At 74.9% G+C, this 19,547-nt stretch carries 15 protein-coding genes; 7 read left to right on the top strand and 8 right to left on the bottom strand.

Features of this window, described 5'->3' with window-relative positions; genetic code table 11:
- The first annotated feature begins 171 nt into the window (after positions 1-171).
- The 3 genes from ABZ945_RS22870 to ABZ945_RS22860 are packed head-to-tail and all read left to right on the top strand — an operon-like array spanning position 172 to position 4,722.
- Complete coding sequence (locus ABZ945_RS22870) at positions 172-1,638, top strand: aldehyde dehydrogenase family protein (protein WP_361272495.1); 1,467 nt, start codon at positions 172-174, stop codon at positions 1,636-1,638.
- Positions 1,639-1,666: 28 nt separating this feature from the next.
- Positions 1,667-3,232 carry a GMC oxidoreductase gene (locus tag ABZ945_RS22865; RefSeq protein ID WP_361272492.1) on the top strand — a complete coding sequence of 522 codons (1,566 nt, stop codon included), beginning with the start codon at positions 1,667-1,669 and terminating at the stop codon, positions 3,230-3,232.
- Positions 3,229-4,722 (top strand): APC family permease, encoded by a 1,494-nt coding sequence (locus ABZ945_RS22860; RefSeq protein ID WP_361272489.1) that lies wholly within the window; start codon positions 3,229-3,231, stop codon positions 4,720-4,722. Before ABZ945_RS22865 ends, ABZ945_RS22860 begins: the two co-directional genes overlap by 4 nt.
- 18 nt (positions 4,723-4,740) lie before the next feature.
- On the opposite strand, the gene ABZ945_RS22855 is transcribed toward ABZ945_RS22860, so the two are convergent.
- Complete coding sequence (locus ABZ945_RS22855; RefSeq protein WP_361272487.1) at positions 4,741-5,925, bottom strand: spermidine/putrescine ABC transporter substrate-binding protein; 1,185 nt, start codon at positions 5,923-5,925, stop codon at positions 4,741-4,743.
- A 158-nt stretch (positions 5,926-6,083) separates the two neighbouring features.
- Here ABZ945_RS22855 and ABZ945_RS22850 point away from each other — a divergent pair, with 158 nt between their 5' ends.
- Together ABZ945_RS22850 and ABZ945_RS22845 are read left to right on the top strand one after the other, a co-directional pair.
- Complete coding sequence (locus tag ABZ945_RS22850) at positions 6,084-6,446, top strand: DUF1304 domain-containing protein (RefSeq protein WP_361272484.1); 363 nt, start codon at positions 6,084-6,086, stop codon at positions 6,444-6,446.
- Entirely contained in the window at positions 6,443-6,997 is a 555-nt protein-coding gene (locus tag ABZ945_RS22845) for a TetR/AcrR family transcriptional regulator (RefSeq protein ID WP_361272481.1), read from the top strand. Before ABZ945_RS22850 ends, ABZ945_RS22845 begins: the two co-directional genes overlap by 4 nt.
- 15 nt (positions 6,998-7,012) lie before the next feature.
- Here the strand turns inward: ABZ945_RS22845 and ABZ945_RS22840 are convergent, their stop codons facing one another.
- Positions 7,013-7,828: a DeoR/GlpR family DNA-binding transcription regulator gene (locus tag ABZ945_RS22840; RefSeq protein WP_361272478.1), complete on the bottom strand. Its 816-nt coding sequence runs from the start codon at positions 7,826-7,828 to the stop codon at positions 7,013-7,015.
- A 755-nt stretch (positions 7,829-8,583) separates the two neighbouring features.
- Here ABZ945_RS22840 and ABZ945_RS22835 point away from each other — a divergent pair.
- Together ABZ945_RS22835 and ABZ945_RS22830 are read left to right on the top strand one after the other, a co-directional pair.
- Positions 8,584-11,334 carry a LuxR C-terminal-related transcriptional regulator gene (locus ABZ945_RS22835; RefSeq protein WP_361272475.1) on the top strand — a complete coding sequence of 917 codons (2,751 nt, stop codon included), beginning with the start codon at positions 8,584-8,586 and terminating at the stop codon, positions 11,332-11,334.
- Positions 11,335-11,762: 428 nt separating this feature from the next.
- The gene (locus tag ABZ945_RS22830) at positions 11,763-12,362 is read left to right on the top strand and encodes a TerB family tellurite resistance protein (protein WP_361272473.1); all 600 of its coding nucleotides are present in this window, start codon (positions 11,763-11,765) and stop codon (positions 12,360-12,362) included.
- Between the two features lie 669 nt (positions 12,363-13,031).
- Here the strand turns inward: ABZ945_RS22830 and ABZ945_RS22825 are convergent.
- Genes ABZ945_RS22825 through ABZ945_RS22800 form a run of 6 tightly spaced genes read right to left on the bottom strand, consistent with a single transcriptional unit; the run spans position 13,032 to position 19,469 of the window.
- On the bottom strand, positions 13,032-13,751 hold the full coding sequence (locus ABZ945_RS22825; protein WP_361272470.1) for a 4'-phosphopantetheinyl transferase superfamily protein: 720 nt from the start codon (positions 13,749-13,751) through the stop codon (positions 13,032-13,034).
- Positions 13,752-13,762: 11 nt separating this feature from the next.
- Entirely contained in the window at positions 13,763-15,037 is a 1,275-nt protein-coding gene (locus ABZ945_RS22820; protein WP_361272468.1) for an MFS transporter, read from the bottom strand.
- 43 nt (positions 15,038-15,080) lie between these two features.
- Positions 15,081-15,395, bottom strand: a complete 315-nt coding sequence (locus ABZ945_RS22815; RefSeq protein ID WP_361272466.1) for a hypothetical protein — start codon at positions 15,393-15,395, stop codon at positions 15,081-15,083.
- Complete coding sequence (locus ABZ945_RS22810; RefSeq protein ID WP_361272464.1) at positions 15,392-16,759, bottom strand: glutamate synthase-related protein; 1,368 nt, start codon at positions 16,757-16,759, stop codon at positions 15,392-15,394. Before ABZ945_RS22810 ends, ABZ945_RS22815 begins: the two co-directional genes overlap by 4 nt.
- A complete protein-coding gene (locus ABZ945_RS22805; protein WP_361272461.1) occupies positions 16,756-19,044 on the bottom strand; it encodes an amino acid--tRNA ligase-related protein in 2,289 nt (762 codons plus the stop codon). Before ABZ945_RS22805 ends, ABZ945_RS22810 begins: the two co-directional genes overlap by 4 nt.
- The gene (locus tag ABZ945_RS22800; RefSeq protein WP_361272459.1) at positions 19,041-19,469 is read right to left on the bottom strand and encodes a cobalamin-dependent protein; all 429 of its coding nucleotides are present in this window, start codon (positions 19,467-19,469) and stop codon (positions 19,041-19,043) included. The genes ABZ945_RS22805 and ABZ945_RS22800 overlap by 4 nt, the downstream gene beginning before the upstream one ends.
- Positions 19,470-19,547: the final 78 nt, after the last annotated feature.

Genomic DNA, 19,547 nt, shown 5'->3' with positions numbered 1-19,547 from the left:
GCCGTACCGCGCGGCCCGGTCGCGGGGCCCCGCCGATTGACCCACCCAGGTCAATTCTCCCCCCGGGTCCGGCGCCCCGGCGGTGCGCCCGGGCCCTCGGGCCGGCCGGCGCTGAACCATGTGGAGCGGTCCGGCGCGCCGGTGGCGCCGACGGGAGGATGGAGGAGCGGGATGGGCGACCTGTATATCGACGGGACCTGGGTGGGCGCGGCCGGCGGGGAGCGGCGGGAGGTGGTCAACCCGTTCGACGCCTCGGTGGTGACCACGGTCGACGAGGCGGGGGCGGAGGACGTGGACCGGGCGGTACGGGCGGCCCGGCGGGCGTTCGAGGAGGAGGAGTGGGCCTCGGCGCCGGTGCGCCGCCGCTCCGATCTGCTGCTGGAGGTGAGCCGGCTGCTGCTGCGGGACCAGGAGGAGATCGCCCGGATCGAGACCGCCGACACCGGCAAGACGCTCACCGAGGCGCGGATCGACGTGGAGGACGTCTCCAACGCCTTCCGCTACTTCGCGGAGATCGCCGGCAAGGACGGCGGCCGGGTGGTGGACGTCGGCCCGGATGTGCTGAGCCGGGTGGTGTACGCGCCGATCGGGGTGTGCGCGCTGATCGCGCCGTGGAACTATCCGCTGCTCCAGGCCTCGTGGAAGGTGGCGCCGGCGCTGGCGGCCGGCAACACCTTCGTGCTGAAGCCGAGCGAGACCACCCCGCTGAGCACCATCCATATGATCCGGCTGATCGAGGAGGCGGGCGCCCCGCCCGGGGTGGCCAATCTGGTGCTCGGCTCGGGCGCCGCGGTGGGCGCGGCGATGACGGAGCACCCGGAGGTGGACCTGGTGTCGTTCACCGGGGGGCTGTCCACCGGGCGGCGGATCATGGCGGCGGCCGCCGAAGGGCCGAAGAACATCGCCCTGGAGCTGGGCGGCAAGAACCCGAACGTGGTCTTCGCGGACTGCGACTTCGAGGCGGCCGTGGACAACGCGCTGAACGCCTCCTTCCTGCACTCGGGGCAGGTCTGCTCGGCCGGTTCGCGGCTGCTGGTCGAGGACGCGCTGCACGACCGGTTCGTGGCGCGGCTGGCCGAGCGGGCGGCGCGGATCCGGCTGGGCGACGGCACCGACGAGCGGACCGAGAGCGGGCCGTTGAGCTCCGCGGAGCACCGGGAGAAGGTCGAGCGGTATCTGGAGATCGGCCGCGCGGAGGGGGCGCGGGTGGTGTGCGGCGGGAAGCGGCCGGACGATCCGGCGCTGGCCCGGGGCTTCTTCCTGGAGCCCACCATCTTCGCCGACTGCGACCGCTCGATGCGGATCGTCCAGGAGGAGGTGTTCGGGCCGGTGGTGACGGTGGAGCGGTTCCGGGACGAGGAGGAGGCCGTCCGGCTGGCCAACGACACCCGCTACGGGCTGGCGGGCGCGGTGTGGACCTCCGACGCCAGCCGCGCCCAGCGGGTGGCGAACCGGCTGCGGCACGGCACGGTGTGGATCAACGACTTCCACCCCTATGTGCCGCAGGCCGAGTGGGGCGGCTTCGGGCTCTCCGGGGTCGGCCGGGAGCTGGGGCCGACCGGGCTGCGGGAGTACCAGGAGGCCAAGCACGTCTACCAGAACCTGCGGCCGGCGGTCTCCGGCTGGTTCAAGGGCTGAGCGGGCGGAACGGACGAGGAGGGCGCAGATGACACAGGTGAGCGGTTCCGGTGACCGGGCCGACGAGGTGTACGACTATGTGATCGTCGGCGGGGGGACGGCCGGCTGCGTACTGGCCGACCGGCTGACCGAGGACCCGGAGGTGCGGGTCTGCGTGGTCGAGGGCGGGCCCAGCGATGTGGGCGACGAGCGGGTGCTGAAGCTCCGCAACTGGATCAACCTGCTCGGTTCCGAGCTGGACTACGGCTACACCACCACCGAGCAGCCCCGCGGCAACTCCCACATCCTGCACTCGCGGGCCCGGGTGCTGGGCGGCTGCTCCTCGCACAACACCCTGATCAGCTTCCTGCCGCTGCCCGAGGACCTGGACGAGTGGGTGGCGGCGGGCTGCGCCGGCTGGGGCCCGCAGACGGTGCTGCCGTACCGGGCGCGGCTGAAGAACGAGATCGTGCCGGTGGCCGAGCAGGACCGCAACCCGATCGCCCGGGACTTCGTGACGGCGGCCCGGCGGGCGCTGGGGGTGCCGGTGGTGGAGGACTTCAACGCCCAGCCGTTCCCGGAGGGTGTCGGCTTCTTCTCGCTGGCCTACCACCCGGAGGGCAATCTGCGCTCCTCGGCGTCGGTGGCCTACCTCCACCCGGTGCTGCACCGCCCCAATCTGACCCTGCGGCTGGAGACCTGGGCGCACCGGGTGGAGGCCGACGAGGCCGGGGCGCTGACCCGGGTGCGGGTGCGGGGCGCGGACGGCACCGAGGCGGTGCTGCGGGCGGAGCGCGAACTGCTGCTCTGCGCCGGGGCGATCGACACCCCGAGGCTGCTGATGCTCTCCGGGATCGGGCCGGCCGACCAGCTGCGCTCGCTGGGCATCGAACCGGTGCTGGACCTGCCCGGGGTGGGCGGGAACCTGCTGGACCACCCGGAGTCGGTGATCGTGTGGGAGACCGGCGGGCCGCTGCCGCCGGAGTCGGCGATGGACTCGGACGCGGGGCTGTTCCTGCGCCGGGACGCCTCGGCGCCCCGCCCGGACCTCATGTTCCACTTCTACCAGGTGCCGTTCACCGTCAACACCGAGCGGCTGGGCTATCCGCCGGTGGAGCACGGGGTGTGTATGACCCCGAACGTGCCGCGGGCCCGCTCGGTCGGCCGGATGTGGCTGACCAGCGCCGACCCCACCGCTCATCCCGCCCTGGACTTCCGATACTTCACCGACCCGGAGGGCCATGACGAGCGGACCATCGTGGAGGGGCTGAAGATCGCCCGTGAGGTGGCGGCGACCGATCCGCTGCGGGGCTGGCTGCGCCGTGAGGTGGCGCCGGGCCCGTCGGTGGTCTCCGACGCGGACCTCTCGGAGTACGGGCGCAGGGCCGCGCACACCGTCTACCACCCGGCGGGCACCTGCCGGATGGGCGCGGCGGACGATCCGGCGGCGGTGGTCGACCCGGAGCTGAGGCTGCGCGGCGCGGACGGGCTGCGGATCGTGGACGCCTCGGTCTTCCCGACCATGCCGACCATCAACCCGATGGTGACGGTGCTGCTGGTGGCGGAGCGCGCGGCCGACCTGGTGCGCGGCCGGGACGCGCGGGTGGAGCGGTGAGCGCCCCGGCGGCCCCCTCGGCGGCGGGCAGCGGCGGGGACGGCGGCGGGGCGGGCGCGCCCGGGTCGGAGTTCCGCAAGGAGATGGGCCCCTGGGCCAACTTCGCGCTCGGCTTCACCTACCTCTCGCCGGTGGTCTCCACGTACACCCTCTTCGGCACGGCGCTGGCGACCGGCGGCCCGCCGATGATCTGGGCGTTCCTGCTGGCCGGGCTGGGGCAGTTCCTGGTGGCGCTGGTCTTCGGCGAGGTGGTGGCGCAGTACCCGATCGCGGGCGGGGTCTACCCCTGGGCGCGGCGGCTGTGGGGCAAGCGGTGGGCCTGGCTGACCGGCTGGGTCTATATGTGGGCGCTGCTGGTGACGATCACCTCGGTGGCGTACGGGGCGGGGCCCTTCGTGGCCATCCTGTTCGGCTTCAGCCCCTCCGTGCACACCACGGTGATCTGCACCGTCATCCTGATCATCGTCGCGGTGCTGATCAACTACTGCGGCACCAAGGTGCTGTCCTGGGCGGCGGTGATCGGCTTCGCGGCGGAGCTGGTCGGCGCGCTGGTGGTGGGCGTCTATCTGCTGGTCACCCACCGCTTCCACGGGATCGGGGTGATCGTGGACACCTACGGCACCCAGGGCAGCGGCAGTTACGCGCCGGTGTTCCTGGCGGCCGCGATCATCGGCTTCTACCAGTACTACGGCTTCGAGGCGTGCGGGGACACCGCGGAGGAGGTGGAGCACCCCGGCCAGGTCATCCCCAAGGCGATGCGGCGCACCATCTACGTCGGCGGGGCGGCGGCCACCTTCACCTGCCTGTCGCTGCTGCTGTCGGTGGCCGACTACCAGGCGATCATCGACGGCCGCGACCCCGACCCGGTGGTCAACCTGCTCTTCGACGCGATGGGCGAGGTGGGGGCCCGGCTGGTGATGGCGGTGGTGCTGATCTCGTTCCTGTCCTGCACCATCAGCCTCCAAGCGGCGGCCGGGCGGCTGATCTACTCCTACGCCCGGGACGAGATGATCGCCGGCCACCAGTTGCTGCGCCGCTTCTCGCACGCCCGGGCGGTGCCCGGCTACGCGCTGCTGGTGTCGGCCGTCGTCCCCGGACTGATCGCCTTCGGCTCCCTCATCTCCGAGGACGCCCTCACCAAGATCGTGTCCTTCGCGATCCTCGGGATCTACGGGGCGTTCCAGATGGTGGTGCTCGCCGCGCTGCGCGCCCGCCTCAAGGGCTGGCGCCCCAGCGGCGAGTACACCCTGGGCCGCTGGGGCCTGTGGGTCAACGCCGCGGCCCTGGCGTACGGGATCTTCGCCATCGTCAACATCTGCTGGCCCCGCACCCCGGACGTGCCCTGGTACGAGAACTGGATCGTGCTGCTGTGCGGCGCGGTCGTGGTGGGTACCGGGGTGCTCTATATGGTCACCACCCACCACTACGGCCGCGGCGAGGCCCCGGCGGGCGACGCCATCCCGGAGCGGAAGGAGGCCGGGAGGGCGTGAGCCCGTACGGCCCGGTGCTCACAGTCCCGCGAGGGCGTTCCAGCGGCGGGCGAACTCGGTGCGCTCGTCGCCGGTGATGTCCCGGGCGATGGCCAGGCGCGAGCGCATGGCGTCGTCCGGGAAGATCAGCGGGTCCTCGGCGAGGGCGGCGGTCTCCTCGTCGCCGGAGGAGGCGAGGATGTCCCGGGCGGCGGGCACCGGGCAGACGTAGTTGACCCAGGCGGCCAGTTCGGCGGCGACCTCGGGCCGGTAGTAGTGGTCGATCAGGGCCTCGGCGTTGGCCTTGTGCCGGGCCCGGTTGGGGATCATCAGGCTCTCCGCCCACAGCTCGCCGCCCTCCTCGGGCACCACGAACGCGATGTGCGGGTTGTCGGCCTGGAGCTGGATGACATCGCCGGAGTACGCCTGGCAGGCCAGCACATCGCCCGTGGAGAGGTCCTTGATGTAGTCGTTGCCGGTGAAGCGGCGGATGTGCCGGTCGCGCACCAGCCGCTCCACCCGGTCGCACATCCGATGGAAGTCGTCCGCCCGCCAGCGGGTGACATCGACCCCGTCGCCCTGCATGAGCAGCGCGAAGGCCTCGTCCAGTCCGGACAGCAGGGTCACCTTGCCGCGCAGGTCGTCGGCCCAGAGGTCGCTGGTGGAGCGGATCTCCCGGCCCAGCCGCCGGCGGTCGTAGGCGATCCCGGTGATGCCGCTCTGCCACGGCACGGTGAACCGGCGACCCTCGTCGAACGCGGGGCTGCGCAGCAGCGGGTCCAGCTGGCGTTCCACCTGCGGCTGGCGGTCGCGGTCCATCTCCTGGACCCAGCCGAGCCGGACGAAGCGGGCGGCCATCCAGTCGCTGACCACGATCAGGTCCCGGCCGGTCTCCTGGTGGTTGATCAGCGAGGGGCTGATCTTGCCGAAGAACTCGTCGTTGTCGTTGATCTCCTCCCGGTAGCGCACCGAGATCCCGGTGCGCCGGGTGAAGGCGTCGAGGGTGGGGCGGCGGGAGGTGTCCTCGTCGGTGTCGACGTAGAGCGGCCAGTTGGCGAAGTCCACCCGCCGCTCGCCCCGGGAGAGGTCCGGGCGGGCCCGGTCCTCCGGGGCCACCCGGGCCGGCGGCACACCGCAGCCGGCCAGTGCGAGCCCGGCCCCGCCCGCGCCGAGGGCGCGCAGCAGGGACCGGCGGGAGGGGGTGGGGTCGCTGGTCGCCGTCACGTCCGCAGGATGGCGCCGCCCGCGGCGCACCGGCAATCGGCGTTGCGTCGAGCGCTGCCGCCCGGGCGCGACAGGCTGTCGACCGAAACACGGAAGCGGCGATCATGGATGAGTGTCTATACTTCTTGGACAGCTGTTCAAGAAGTGGGGGTTCTCTGGTGGATGTCATCGCCTCGGTGCTCGTCGGCCTGGTCGCCGCGCTGCATGTCTATGTGCTGGTGCTGGAGATGTTCCTGTGGCAGCGCGGGCCCGGGCGCTCCCTCTCCGGGTTCGACGCGGAGACGGCCAGGGTGACGGCGCCGCTCGCCGCCAACCAGGGCCTGTACAACGGCTTCCTGGCGGCCGGGCTGGTCTGGGGGCTTCTCGCGGACGATCCGCTGCGCTTCCCGATACGGGTGTTCTTCCTGGTCTGCGTGGTGGTGGCGGGCGTCTACGGCGGACTCACCGCCAACCGGCGCATCCTGGCCGCCCAGGCGCTGCCGGGCGCGCTGGCGCTGGCCGCCGTGGTGGTGGCGGGATGAGCGACCCGAGGGCGGAGCGCACCCGGGCGCGGCTGCGTGCGGCGCTGCTGGCGGAGTGCGCGGGGCGGTCGCCGGCGGAGACCAGCGTGGCGGCGGTGGTGCGCCGCGCCGAGGTGGGACGGGCCACCTTCTATCTGCACTACCCGGACCTGGAGGCGCTGGCCGTGGACGCCTGCGCGGAGGTGGTGAGCGAGGCCGTGGAGGCGCTGCACGCCTGGCGGGGCGTACCGGATCCGGCGCGTCCGCCCGAGCCGCTGACGGCGTTCTTCCAGCGGCTCGGCGCACACGCCGAGCTCCATCGCGGGCTGCTGCGCGAGGGCGGCGGCGGCCCCCTCGGCGACCGGCTGCACCGGGAGTTGCGGGCCCGCAGCCGCCGGGAGCGCAAACTGGCCGGCGCCCCGGCGCCCGATCTGGTCGCCTCGGCGGTGGCCGCCACCTTCGCGGCGCTGCTGGCGGACTGGCTGCACGGGCGGATCGACGGCACCGCCGAGTCGATGGCGCACGCCTCCTGGCGGCTGCTGATCGCCCTGCACTCCGCACCGCTCCCGTAGCGGCGGGGATACGGGTCAGCGGGTCGCGCCCGAGCGGCTAGCGGCGGTCTGCGGGGGCATCAGGACCAGGGTGGTGCGCACACCCATCCGGCGCAGCAGGGCGACCATGGCCGCGTTGGCATGGGAGTCGGTCACCACGGTGTGCACCGAGGAGAGGTCGGCGATCTTCGCCCGGTGCGAGCGGCCCATCTTCGAGCTGTCGGCGACCACGATCCGGTGCTCCGCCTGCTCCAGCATGATCCGGTCGATCTCCGCGCCCTTGACGCTGTGGCGGGTCAGCCCGCCGTCCAGGCTGAGGCCGTCCACCCCGACCACGGCGAAGTCGAAGCGGTAGGAGCGCAGCGCCTTCTCCGCGGCCTTCCCGACCAGGTCGTTGGAGAGGGACCGCACGCTGCCGCCGGTGACGACCACATGCACCTGCTGCCGGGTCATCAGGGAGGTGGCGGTGTCCAGGCCGTTGGTGACCACGGTCAGCCCCGAGCGGCCGGAGAGGCTGCGCGCCACACAGCCCACGGTGCTGCCGCCGCCCAGCGCCACGGTCAGCGGGCGGCCCGGTATCAGCGAGGAGGCGAGGGCGCCGATCCTCCGCTTGGCCTCGGCGTTCTGCGAGTGGCGCAGGCTGACCGGCAGCTCGCTCCCCCGCCGGGCGGCGGTGATCTTGCCGTAGGAGCGGTGCACCAGGCCCTCGGCCTCCATCGCCGCGAGGTCGCGCCGGACCGTGGCACCGGACACCCGGAGCAGCTCGGGCAGGGTGCGGACCTTGATCTCGCGGTGCTGGGCCAGCAGGTTGAGGATGACCGACACCCGCTCGTCGCGCTTGCGGTCGCTCACCGGCCGCCCCGCCGCCGCAGGGAGGTGGACGGGCACGCGCCCGCCCTCGCGGGGGCGCCGCCGGTGAGGCGGCGGGGGGCTGCCGCGCGGCCCGAGGTGCCCGGACGGACCGGCCGTCCCATTTCGTTACCCGAGGTCATGGAATTTCCGTGTGGCTGTACCGGCGGATTACTCCGCCGTGAAATCAGAAAAGGCCGTGCGGTCAGAGCGGTGATCCGGAGCATGGATCATTCCTGTGCGCCGGATAATTCCTGTGCGGTCCACCGGGAAAACGCGGTGGAATGCACGGGAGGCGGTTTCCCGTCTGCCGGGCGCCCGCGCTACGCGCGTTGCGCCGACGCCGACCGCCGGGATTCCCGCACGTCGGAAACAGCACCGTGCGGAAGTGGGCGATCGCCGGAGTCACTGTAGGTCGGTCCTCTCACACGGCCGTAGCCTTTCCGTGAAGTGGTCATGGCGGCTGAGCATTCGCCGCGTTCCGCCGCGCGATGCCGGGGAATCCGCTGGGACCCGCCACCGGGTCGACGCCTCCAGCCTGACCGGTTTCGGGTCTCCGGGGATCAGGGAGTCTCCCTAGTCGGCCGCGGCACCGGTGGCCGGCGGATGCGGGCCGGGCGCGTCCTGCGGGGGCGAGGCGCGGGCCGGCCGGGTCACGACGGATCCCGGCGCCTCCTGCGGAGGCCGCGCGCGGGAGAATGGAGGGATCGCGGGCGCGGAACGCGGGCCGGTGGACGTGAGTGCGGCGAGGTGGTGGCATGGGCACAGGCGAGTCGCGCCCGTTCGTCGGCCGGGCCGCGGAACTGGACCGGCTTCGGCGCGCGGCCCGGGACGCGGCGGCGGGCCGCCCGGTCGTGGTGGTGGTCTCCGGCCCGTCGGGGGTCGGCAAGACGGCGCTGGTCGAGCGGTTCGCCGACGAGGTGGGCGGCACCTTCGGGGTGCTCTGTACGGAGGGCAGCCCCCGGGAGGCGGAGCTGCCGTTCGCGGCCGCCGGGCGGCTGCTGGGCCGCGGCGGTCCTTCCACGCTGGAGGTGGGCGGCGGCTCGGTGCTGGAGGTGGGCGGGCGGCTGATCGAGGCGCTGGACCGGGCGCAGGCGGCCGCCCCGGTGCTGCTGCGGCTGGAGGACGCCCCGCGGATCGACGCCGGGTCGCTCCAGGCCTGCGGTTTCGCGCTGCTGCGGATGCGCGGGGACCGGGTGCTCACCGTCGTCACCACCGACCGGCCGGCCCGGACCCTCGCGGAGATGGGACTGGGCGGGCGCGGCGCGAGGGTGGAGCAGCTGCCGCTGGGCGGGCTGAGCGTCTCCGAGGCGCGGGCCTATGTCCGACTGCGGCTGGGCCGGGCGCCCTCGGAGTCGCGGGTGCGGACCCTGGTGGAGTGGAGCCAGGGCAACCCGCTCTATCTGGAGGCGGCGCTGGGCGCGCTGCCCGGTGGGCTGCCGGACGATCCGCGGGCGCTGCGGGTGCCGGCGACGCTGGGCGAGGTGGTGGCCGAGTGGGCGCGGACCTTCGCTCCGGCGAGCCGGGCGGTGCTGGATCTGCTGGCGGTGCTGGACGCCCCGGCCCCGGTGCCGCTGCTCGGCCGGCTGCTGGGCTCGGGGACGGTGGCGGCGGACGCCGAGCCGCTGGTGCAGCGGGGCGCGGCGGTGTGGGTGCGGGAGGGCGGCCTTCCGGCGCTGCGGCTGCTGCACGCCGCCCAGCGGCAGGCGCTGTACGCGGCGATCCCGCAGGCGGAGCGGGCCGGGGCGCACCGCCGGATCGCCGAGGTGCTCCAGCCGCCGGCGAGCTGGCGCCACCGGGTGGCGGGCGCGGAGGTCTACGACGGCGATCTGGCCGCCGGGTTGCGGGCGGCGGCCCGGCAGGAGGAGGCGGCGGGCCAGTCGGCGCTGGCCGCGGAGTACGGGCTGGCGGCCGCGCAGATCGACCCGGACGACCGGGGCCGGCGGGAGGCGCTGCTGCGGGCGGTGCGGCTGCTGGTGGTCACCGGGCGGTACGGGGCGGCGCTGGAGCACCGGGAGGCGGTGGCGCGCACGGCGGCCGGGCCGCCGCGGGCCGAGGTGCTGGGGCTGCTGGAGTTCGCGGACGGCCGGGACACGGCCGCGCGGCTGCGGCTGCGGGAGGCGTGGGACGGCCATGCGGAGCGGGGCGCGCTCGCGGAGGGGGCGGGTGCGGCGGCGGAGTTCGGGGTGGCCGCCTGCTCGCTGGGGCTGGCGGACGAGGCGCTGGAGTCCGCCGCCTTCGCGCTGCGGCACACCCGCTCGGAGGTGGTGCGCGGGATGGCGCACGCCAACGCGGCGTACGCCGAGGCGCTTCGCGGCGGCCCGGCCGCCGGGCTGCGGCGGCTGGGGTATCTGCCGGCGGACACCGAGGCGGTACCGGACACGGAGACCGACGCGCTGACCCACCGGGGGACGCTGCGGATGCTCGCCGGCGACCTCACGGGGGCGCTGGGCGATCTGTCGGCGGCCGCCCGCAGACGCCATCTGGGCATGTCCCGGATCAGTGTGACGGCGCCTCTGCTGTACGCGGTGTGGTGCCACTTCCTGCTGGGCGAGTGGCGTGAGGCGGCCCGTACCGTGTCGGTGGCCTTCGATGTGGCGCGGACCGCGGGCCGCTCGGTGGACTTCTTCGCCCTGCACTGCCTGGGCGCCATGCTGCACTCCTTCTCCGGGCGGGCGGAGGAGGCGGCGGCCGATCTGCACGAGGCGGCGGAGCTGGCGCTGTCGGCGGACATGGCGGGGCCCTCCTTCCATCTGGCGGTGTCCCGGGCGGTGCGGGAGTTCTGCGCCGGGGACGACGAGCGGGTGGCGGCCCTGCTGGGCGGGGCCTACCGGGAGGCGGCCCACCAGGGGCGGGCCCGGGTGTACGGGCCGCGCCATCTGCCGCTGCTGGGCGTGGCGTACGCCCGTACCGGGGAGGTGGAGCGGGCCGAGGAGGTACTGCGGCTGCTGGAGGGCGCGGAGGGGTACGGGACGCTGGCCGCGCTCTCGCTGGGCTGGGTCCGGGGGGCGGTGGCGGCCGCCCGGGGTGACGGCGAGTCGGCGGCGCGCGCCTACCGTACGGCCCTGTCGGCGCCCCGGGACGGGGGCGACCCGCTGCCGATCCGCTCCCTGGTCCGCCTCGATCTCGGCACCCTGCTGCTGGAGCGGGGCGAGACCGGGGCGGGCCGGGCGGTGCTCGGCGAGGCGGAGGCGGCGTTCACGGCGATGGGCGCCGCACCGTTCGCCGCCCGGTGCCGGGCGCGGCTGGGCGACGGGCCGGCGCCTGCCGCGGGCTCCGCCGGGCCGGTGGCGGAGGTGTGGCGGAGCCTGTCGGAGCGGGAACGGGACATCGCGGAGCTCGTCGCCCGGGGCTGGACCAACCGGGAGATCGCCCACGAGCTGTATCTGAGCGCCAAGACGGTGGAGTACCACCTGGGCAATGTCTACGCCCGGCTGGGCATCGAGGGGCGGCGCCGGCTGCGGGACCTGGTGCAGCGGGAACGCGCGCAGGAGCGGGCACGGGAGTGAGCGGGTCAGGGGCCGGCGGTCCGGCCCCTCCCGCTGCTCGGGCTGATGCCGGCGGTTCCGGCGTCATGACTGCCGGGCATCACGATCCGGTGGAGTGGCCGCCGGGGTGCCGGCCGCCGCCGCGGCGACGGGAGATCCGGGGACGGTCACCGGCATCGTCCACGCGAACACCGTCAGACTGGGCCCATGGATGGAGCAGATGCAGGGCACCGTTGGCCACCGGGGGGAGCGCTCCCATGTGCGCGGCCGAGTCTGTCCATGGGCATGACATCGCGTCAAACGGTGCGTATCGCGGTGAGCGCTCCTCCCCGGCGGCCGGGTCCGCGGGAACCCGGAGTGGGGCGGGCTCGTTGCCAGGACGACGACCACCCGCACATGCCCGGGTGGCGACGGAACCGACACCGGGACGAGAAGCCGAGGTGGCAGTAGTGGCGATGTGGGACCGCATCAAGGACCAGGCCAAGAACCTTCAGCAGCAGCAGGGCAGAGGGACCGGCGGCCAGGGCGCGTACGGGCGCCCCGGGGCCGGCCCCTCCGGCCACGGCACTGGCACTGGCTCGGGCTCCGGTTCGGGCTCCGGTTCGGGCTCCAAGGCCCAGCTCGTCGGGCTGCTCAAGTCGCAGCTCGGCTCGCTCAAGGCGGAGCTGAAGAGCGGCGCGTTCCGGGACGCCAGCATGGCGGTGTGCGCGCTGGTCGCGGCGGCGGACGGGCATGTCGACCCGGCCGAGCGGCAGCATGTCGAGTCGCTCGTTCTCTCCGACGAGGTGCTGCGCAACTTCCCGCCCGAGCAGCTGCGCGAGCGCTTCGGCCGGAACGTCGACCTGCTCACCGCCGACTTCGCCCGTGGCCGGGCGGAGGTGCTGCGGGAGGTGGCCAAGGCCGCCAAGAAGCCCGCCGAGGCCCGGGCGGTGGTCCAGATCGGCATCGTGATCGCCGGAGCCGACGGCTATGTGGCGCCCGCCGAGGAGCAGGTCCTGCGCGAGGTCTGCGCGGAACTGGGCCTGTCCCCGGCGGAGTTCCAGCTGTGAGCGGCAGGAACTGAGCGGGGCCTTCGGCGGCGCTCCGGATGTGAGGCGGCGGAGAGCCGACCACGGGCGGTAGGGGCTGGACCAGGCGGCCCGACGGGCCGCCGACTCCGCCCCACTGCCGGCCGAGCCGGACACCGGGGCAGCGGAGGACGCCTCCGCCCGCAGCCGGAACCCGCGACCCCTACCGTGGTCCGGGCCCGGTCGGGGCGCCTGGCCCGGGCCTTGCCCAAGTACGGCGCCCCCTCCGCAACCGGGGCTTTGCCCAGGTTCCGTCCCGCCCCCGGCCGGGGAGTTGCCCAGGATCCGCGCCCGCCGCCCGGCCGGGGAAGTGCTCCGGCGGGCCCGTCAGGTCGGGCCGCCCCCCTCGGCCGCGGCCCTGATCCGGGCCCGTTCCCGGCCGCAGGGCCGTCTGGCCGTTTGGCCGTCTGGCCGTCTGGCCGTCTGGCCGTGGCATCGGCCCCGTGACGGGCCCGGTCGGGGCGCCTGGCCGGGGCCTTGCCCAGGTACGGCGCCCGCTCCGCAACCGGGACCTTGCCCAGGTACGGGGGCCCGCCGCCCGGCCGGGGGATCGGGCCCCGTGCCGGGCCCATTCCCGGCCGCCCGGCCGGGGCCTTGCTCGGTGAGGTGCCTTGCCTGTCACCCGGCCGCGGGCTTCTACCGGCGGGCCCGTCAGGTGGGCGGGGCGCCGCGGATGGCGAGGGCTGCCCAGTGGCCCTCGGGGACCAGGACGTCGCTCAGGAACCAGCCGGGCGGCTGGGCCGGTTCGGGGCCGGCACCCACGTAGTCGGTGGAGGGGTCGTCGGAGAGCCCCACGCCGAGGCCCTTGAGGTAGGCCTCCTTGCGGGTCCACACCCGGGTGAAGGCGAGCGGGCGTTCGGCGGCGGGGAGGAGGGCCAACTCGGCGGCCTCGGTGGGGTGGAGCACCTCGGCGGTCTCGGCGATGGCGGCGGGGGCCACCACCTCCTCCACGTCCACCCCGACCGGGGCGGTGGCGAAGGCCAGCAGACTGATCCCGGTGCAGTGCGAGAGCGAGAAGTGCAGGGCGCCGCCCGGCAGTACGGGGCGTCCGTGCGGCTCCCGGCAGTGCGCGCACGGAGCCCGCTCCACGGTCACCCGGCGCGGGGGCATCCCGAGGTACGCGCCGAGCAGCCGGCGGAGCGCCACATGGGCGCACACATAGCTGTCCCGGTCCGCGGCCCGGACGAACTCGGCGGCCCGGGCCAGCTCCTGGGCGTCCAGGGTGCCGGGGGCGTGCCGATGGGCGTGCGCCCGGTACGCGGTGGTGTCGACCAGCCAGAGCCCGGGGGCGGCCGCCGTCACGGTCGCCCGGGGCGGCCCGGGGTCGGACAGCCGCTCCGGTACGCGGAGGCGGCCGGTGGCGAGCGTCATGGGCGTCCTCCTCAGACGGCGGCCGGGACGGGGGTCTCGGCCGCGGGGGCGGGCTCCTCGGTGGCCCGGGCCGGGTGGCGCAGGGCGAGCACGGCGGCGACCGGCGAGACGAAGGCGATCGCCCCGCACACCAGCCAGGTGGTCTGCACACCGAGGAGGAGGGAGAGGGAACTGAAGACGGCGATGGAGATCGGGGCGGTGCCGATACCGGCCAGGGCCAGCGTGGACATCGCCGCGCCCATCCGGTTCTCCGGCGCGGCCTGCTGGTAGAGGGTCACGATGGCGGGCCCATTGAGCCCGGAGAGCAGTCCCACGGCGGCGGCGACGGCGGTGAGCGAGGCCGTGGACGGCATCAGCGCCATGATGAGGATCCCAGCGGCCAGCCCGGCCCCGGTGACCACCAGCCGGACGAACACCGGTATGCGGTGCGCCAGTACGGCGCCCAGCGCGCTGGAGCCGAGCGCCCCGGCGCTGAACGCGGCCAGCACCAGCCCCACCGCGCCCACGCCCCAGCCGCGTTCGGAGACCAGCAGCGGCAGCGCCACCTCGGCGGGCCAGCTGAACGCCATGTCCAGGCAGAGCGAGGCGACGAACATCCAGCGCAGCCGCGGGTGGCGGGCCAGCAGCCGGAAGCCGTCGCCGGACCGCCGGACCAGGGAGCTGCCCGGTTCGGCCTTGGGGCGGGTGAAGCCATGGGTGAGGTGCAGCAGGCAGCCCAGCCAGACCGCGCCCGTCACCGCGCCGACGGCCATCGCCAGCCACAGGTCCCCGACGGTGATCAGCCAGGCCCCGGCCGGGGCGCCGAGGATCGGGGCGACCCGCAGCACCATGGCGTACAGCGAGTTGGCGCGGGCCAGGTCGTCGCCGCGGGCGAACATCGGCAGCAGCACTCCGGAGGCCGGTCCGGCCAGGCCCAGCAGCACCCCCTCGACCAGCGCGATGGCGACCAGCGGCCACAGCTGGTGGGTGGTGGCGGTGACCAGCGCGCCGCCGGCCAGCAGCAGCACCCGGGCGGTGGTGGTGCGCAGCAGCACGAAGCGCGGTCCCAGGGTGTCGGCGACCGCACCGCCGAAGACCAGCATCAGGGCGCGGGGCACGGTGGCGGCGAGCATCAGCACGGTGACGGCGGCGGTGCCGCCGAGCTGGACGGCGGTCCAGTTCATGGCGATCAGCAGGGCGAAGCTGCCGAGCTGCACGGCGGCCTGGCCGCCGACCAGTGAGCCGACCCGGCCCCACTGGACGGGCGGCGGGGAGTCTTCGGCGCCGGGTGGCGGGGAGCTGTTCACAGTGCACCTTCTCGGGGAGGTCGGGGGACGGGGGATGGTGAGTTCAGGGGGCGGGCGGGTGGCGCAGTGCGGCGGTGACCGCGCGCCGGGCGGCCCGTACCACCGCGGCGGGGCGGGGCGGCGGCCCGGTCACCCGCAGCTCCAGCCGGCCGCCGTACTGGCCCCGGCCGGCCCGGGCCAGGGTGCGGGCGGCGGCCGCGGCGGCGGTACGGTTCCGGCGGCGCGCGCCGCGCCCGGGACCGCCCGCCACGGTGACCCCCGGCAGTTCGGTGAGGGTGAACCGGCCACGAATCGCCCCACCGGCGGCGGCGGACCCTCGGTACGCCGGGCGCGGCCTCGGCGGCCGGGCGGCGGTCACCGCGGGCCGCCGATACCAACGGGCGGGGCCGGGTCCTGAACCGAAGAGGCGTCGGCGGGGTGGGGCCAGAGGTCCTCGGGGGCCAGATCGGCGGTGCGGTACTTGCCGAGCGCGCTGGTGAGCAGCCGGGCCTCCAGGGCGAGCGCCTCCACCAGCCGGACCAGGCCCGCCTCCGGGTCCTCGTCCACCGCGAGCAGGGCGGCCCGGCCGAGGCCCACCGCGCGGGCGCCGAGGGCCAGGGCGCGGACCGCGCGGGCGCCCTCCCACATCCGGCCGGAGGCGAGCAGGCAGCCGCCGTCGGGCCGGACCGGGCCGATCCGGCGCAGGCACTCGGCGAGCGGCAGCCCGACCTGGTCCAGGAAGGCGCGGGGCGCCCAGCCGGTGCCGCCCTCGGCGCCGTCCACGGTGACCGCGTCCGCGCCGGCCGCCCAGGCGGTGGCGGCGGCCTCCGCGATGTCCCGGCCGGGGTGGAACTTCACCCAGGTGCGGGCCTTCGGGAAGTTGTTCCGCATGAAGCGGAGCTGCTGGCGGATGATCTCCCGGGTGAAGGTGCCCGGCGTTGCGCAGCGCAGCCGCCGTCCGTCCGGACCCTCTTCCAGCGGCTCGCCGAGGGTGAAGCGGCCGCGCAGGGCTTCGGCCTCGGCCGCGTCGACCACGGTCATTCCGCCGAGGCCCGGCTTGGCGCCCTGTCCGGCCTTCAGCTCGAAGCCCAGGCGTCCGGAGTCGCGCAGCGCCCGGGTGGCCGGGTCGCTGTAGAGGAGGTTCCACACCTCGCAGTCGGCGTCCTCGGTGGACTGCTGGACGACGACCCCGCCGAGGCCGTCCGGGACCGTCTCGGCGTACGCGGCGACCCGGGCCAGCAGGGCGGTGCGGTAGCCGTGCACCGGGACCATGTTCTCGCCGATGACCAGGGGGATGCCGAGCCGGGCCGCCTGCCGGGTCAGGGCGGGCCCGAGGTCGCCGCCGCCGGCCCGGGTGGAGCCGACGGCCGAGAGGTACAGCGGCAGCGGGGAGGTGAAGCCGCCGACGGCGGTGGTCAACTCCACGTCCCGGTGGGCGGGTTCGCGGCCGAGATCGATCAGCTTCCCCAGCCGGCGGGGCATGAACACCGGTGGGACGAGACGGATGCGGTCCAGCTCGTCCGGCCCGTCCGGTACGCCGGTGGGAGGCGCGGCGGACCCGGGCGGGGCCCCGGCCCCGTATCCCGCCGCCGCCCCGGCCCCGGACCCGTACAGCCGGCTGCCGTACTCCCCCACCGGCGGGAAGGCCTCGGCGGCGCCGCGCCGGGCCCTGGCCCGTACCGCCTGCTCAGGGAAACCGGCCGCGGACAGTCGGGCCGCCGTCCGTGCGCGCTCGGTGCTCATGGCGCGATCACCCCGGGCAGCTTGGGGTAGGCGCTGACCTGCCAGAGCGCGTCCAGACCGGTGAGGAAGCGGACCAGGCGCTGAAGGCCCATGCCGAAACCGGCGCTGGGGGCGATGCCCTCGCGGGCCAGCTCCAGGTACCAGGCGTACTTGGCCGGGTTCTCGCCGCTCTCCCGCATCCGGGTGACCAGGGTGGCGTAGTCGGCCTCGCGTTCGCTGCCGCTGGCCAGCTCCCCGTAGCCGCCGTGCGCGATCAGGTCGAAGTTCCGCAGCACACCGGGCCGTTCGGGGTCCTCGCGGTCGTAGAAGCCCCGGGAGCCCTTGGGGTAGTCGTCGATGAAGAAGGGGCGGTCGGCGGCGAGCGAGAGCACCTTCTCCCCGGTCCAGTCGATCTCGGCGTCCGGGGACTGGATGTGGCCGTGACCCGCGAGCCGGGCGACCGCCTCGGCATGGGTGCAGGAGTCGAACTTCCCACCGGAGCGCAGTTCGGCGAAGTCCATCTCCTCGCGGCCCAGTTCGCGCAGCACCTCGGGCACCGCACGCCACACGTGCTCCACCACATGGGTCAGCAGTCCGGCGGCGACCGCCTGGGCGTCCTCCCGGGTGCCATCGGCCAACTCCACGTCGATCTGGTGGAACTCCACCAGATGGCGGCCGGTGCCGGCCGTCTCCGGCGGCTCCACCCGGACGTTGGGGGCAATGTAGAACAGCCTCGGGAAGCCGCGCAGGGAGGCCTGCTTGTAGAGGATGGCGCTGGTCATCAGCTTGTAGGGCTGTCCGTAGTAGTCCACGTCGAGCGCCTTGGCGCCGCGCCCGCCCGGGTCGGTGACCGGGCCGACCAGCGGCGGCAGCAGCTCGGTGAAGCCCTGGCCGCGCAGGAACTCCCGTACCGCGTACAGGGCTTCCTGCTGCACCAGCATCGCCGAGCGGAGGGTGGGCGAGGCGAGGTGGGTGCCGAGCGGCGGCGGGGTGTGCCCCTGGCCGGGGATCTGGTCCATGTCTGCTCCCTTGGGTGCGGGCGGGTCGGAGTCGTAGCGGGAGGAGGTGGTGAAGAGGGCGCCGAGCAGCCCGTCGGCGGTCAGCGGGGTGCGGCGGGAGGAAGAGGCATGCGGGGCCACCGGCATGGCGCCGGTGTCGGACCAGCGCAGCCGCCCGCCGGGGTCGAGGAAGCTGCGGGAGCGCCCTGCGTTGTCCGGGTGCAGGCAGTACGGGACGTCCAGCAGGCCCCGGGCGAACGCGGTGCGCAGGGCGCGGCCGAGGTCGTCGCCGAGGTCGAGCACGGCCTCCACGAAGCGGCGGGCCTCCTGGTAGACCTCGCTGTCGCCGTCACCTGCCTGCTCCGGTGCGGTACGGGCGGCGGCAGCGGCGGCGGTCTCCAGGGCGCGGACGTTCTCCTGGACGGTGGGGATGCGGTGGGCCTCGGCGGCCGTCTTGACGATCAGCCGCTCGGCCCCGGCGCGTACCGCCAGGCGGGCGGAGTCCTCCAGCAGCCGGGTGGCACCGTGGGCGGTGCGCGGATAGACGCCCATATAGGTGTAGAGGACGAGGTGGCGGTCCACCTCGGGGGGCAGGAACTCCTCGGCCAGCCGGCGCAGCGCCCGCAACGCCTCGGCGTCCTGCCCGGGGTGGGTCTGCTGGGCGTAGCTGAGCGAGACGCTGCGGATGCCGTGCCGGACGAAGAACAGCCCCTCCAGCAGGCTGAGCGCCACCAGCAGCCCGGGCGGGGCGAGTTGGCCGAGCATACAGCCGCCGAAGCTCTCCAGATGGGCGGTCCTCGGTGCGGGGACCAGGGCGGCCAGCAGTTCGCAGCCGCGGGCCCACTGGGCGACGGACTCGGCGAGCGGGGTACGGCCGTAGGGCAGGCAGTAGGAGACCGGGCCGCCCTCGGTGGCGTCCAGCCCGGCGGCGCCCAGCGCCCGGATGATCGCCTCGGGGCGGGCCGAGCCGTGCCGCACCTGGACCGGGAAGCCGGTGTCGGCGACGCCCGCGAGCAGCGCCCGGGTGCGGGCGGCCGGGTGGGCGGCGATGGGGTAGCCGTTGAGCGGCGCACCCTCGGCGAGCGCGGCACGGGCGGCGGCCTGGTCGCCGACCCGGGTGTAGCTGTCGATGGTGAGGGTGCCCGCGGTGGTGGCCGCCGCCGCCTTGGTGCGCCGCAGTCCGTCCCGCATCCGCTCCGGGTCGGCGAAGCCCATCCGGGGCTGGACGACCAGCTGCCCGGCGGCGGCGCAGCGGGCCACGAACGCCCCGAAGGAGCCCGGGTGCGCGGGGGTGGCGGCGGCGGTCATGCCGCGGCTCGGACCGCGCCGGGCACGAGGGTGTCCAGATAGTCACCCAGGGCGTGCGTGTCGCCGTCGTCGAAGACCCGGTCGCAGCCGGCCTCCAGCAGCAGGGCCCGCTGGGCGGGGTCGGCCTCGCCGGCGGTGCCGAGCTTGCCGCCGATGACGACCGGCAGGGTGTGTCCGGCGCGGCGCAGGGCCCGTACGGCGCCGAGGCCGTCCCGGTAACCATGGCCGTTGACGCTGGCCAGGACCAGCAGCTGGGGCCGGCGTGCGGCGCACTCACGGGCGAGCAGCTCGTCGGGGACGCAGGGGCCGAGGTTGCCGACCCGGTGGCCCCGCTCCTCCAGGAACAGCTGGAGGTAGACCAGGTTCCAGGTGTGGGAATCCGAGGCGGTGCCCGCCAGCAGGATATCGAGACTCCGTCGTCGCATGGAAAGAACAATAGGAAGCGGAATGGCTTCCGGGAGGCAGTTGGAGGGGAAGTAACGGCGGCAGTGCGGTCACTCACG

It is taken from the genome of Streptomyces sp. NPDC046887 (assembly GCF_040644755.1).
GTDB lineage: Bacteria > Actinomycetota > Actinomycetes > Streptomycetales > Streptomycetaceae > Streptomyces > Streptomyces lichenis.
This window is presented reverse-complemented; position numbering and strand designations above follow the sequence as displayed.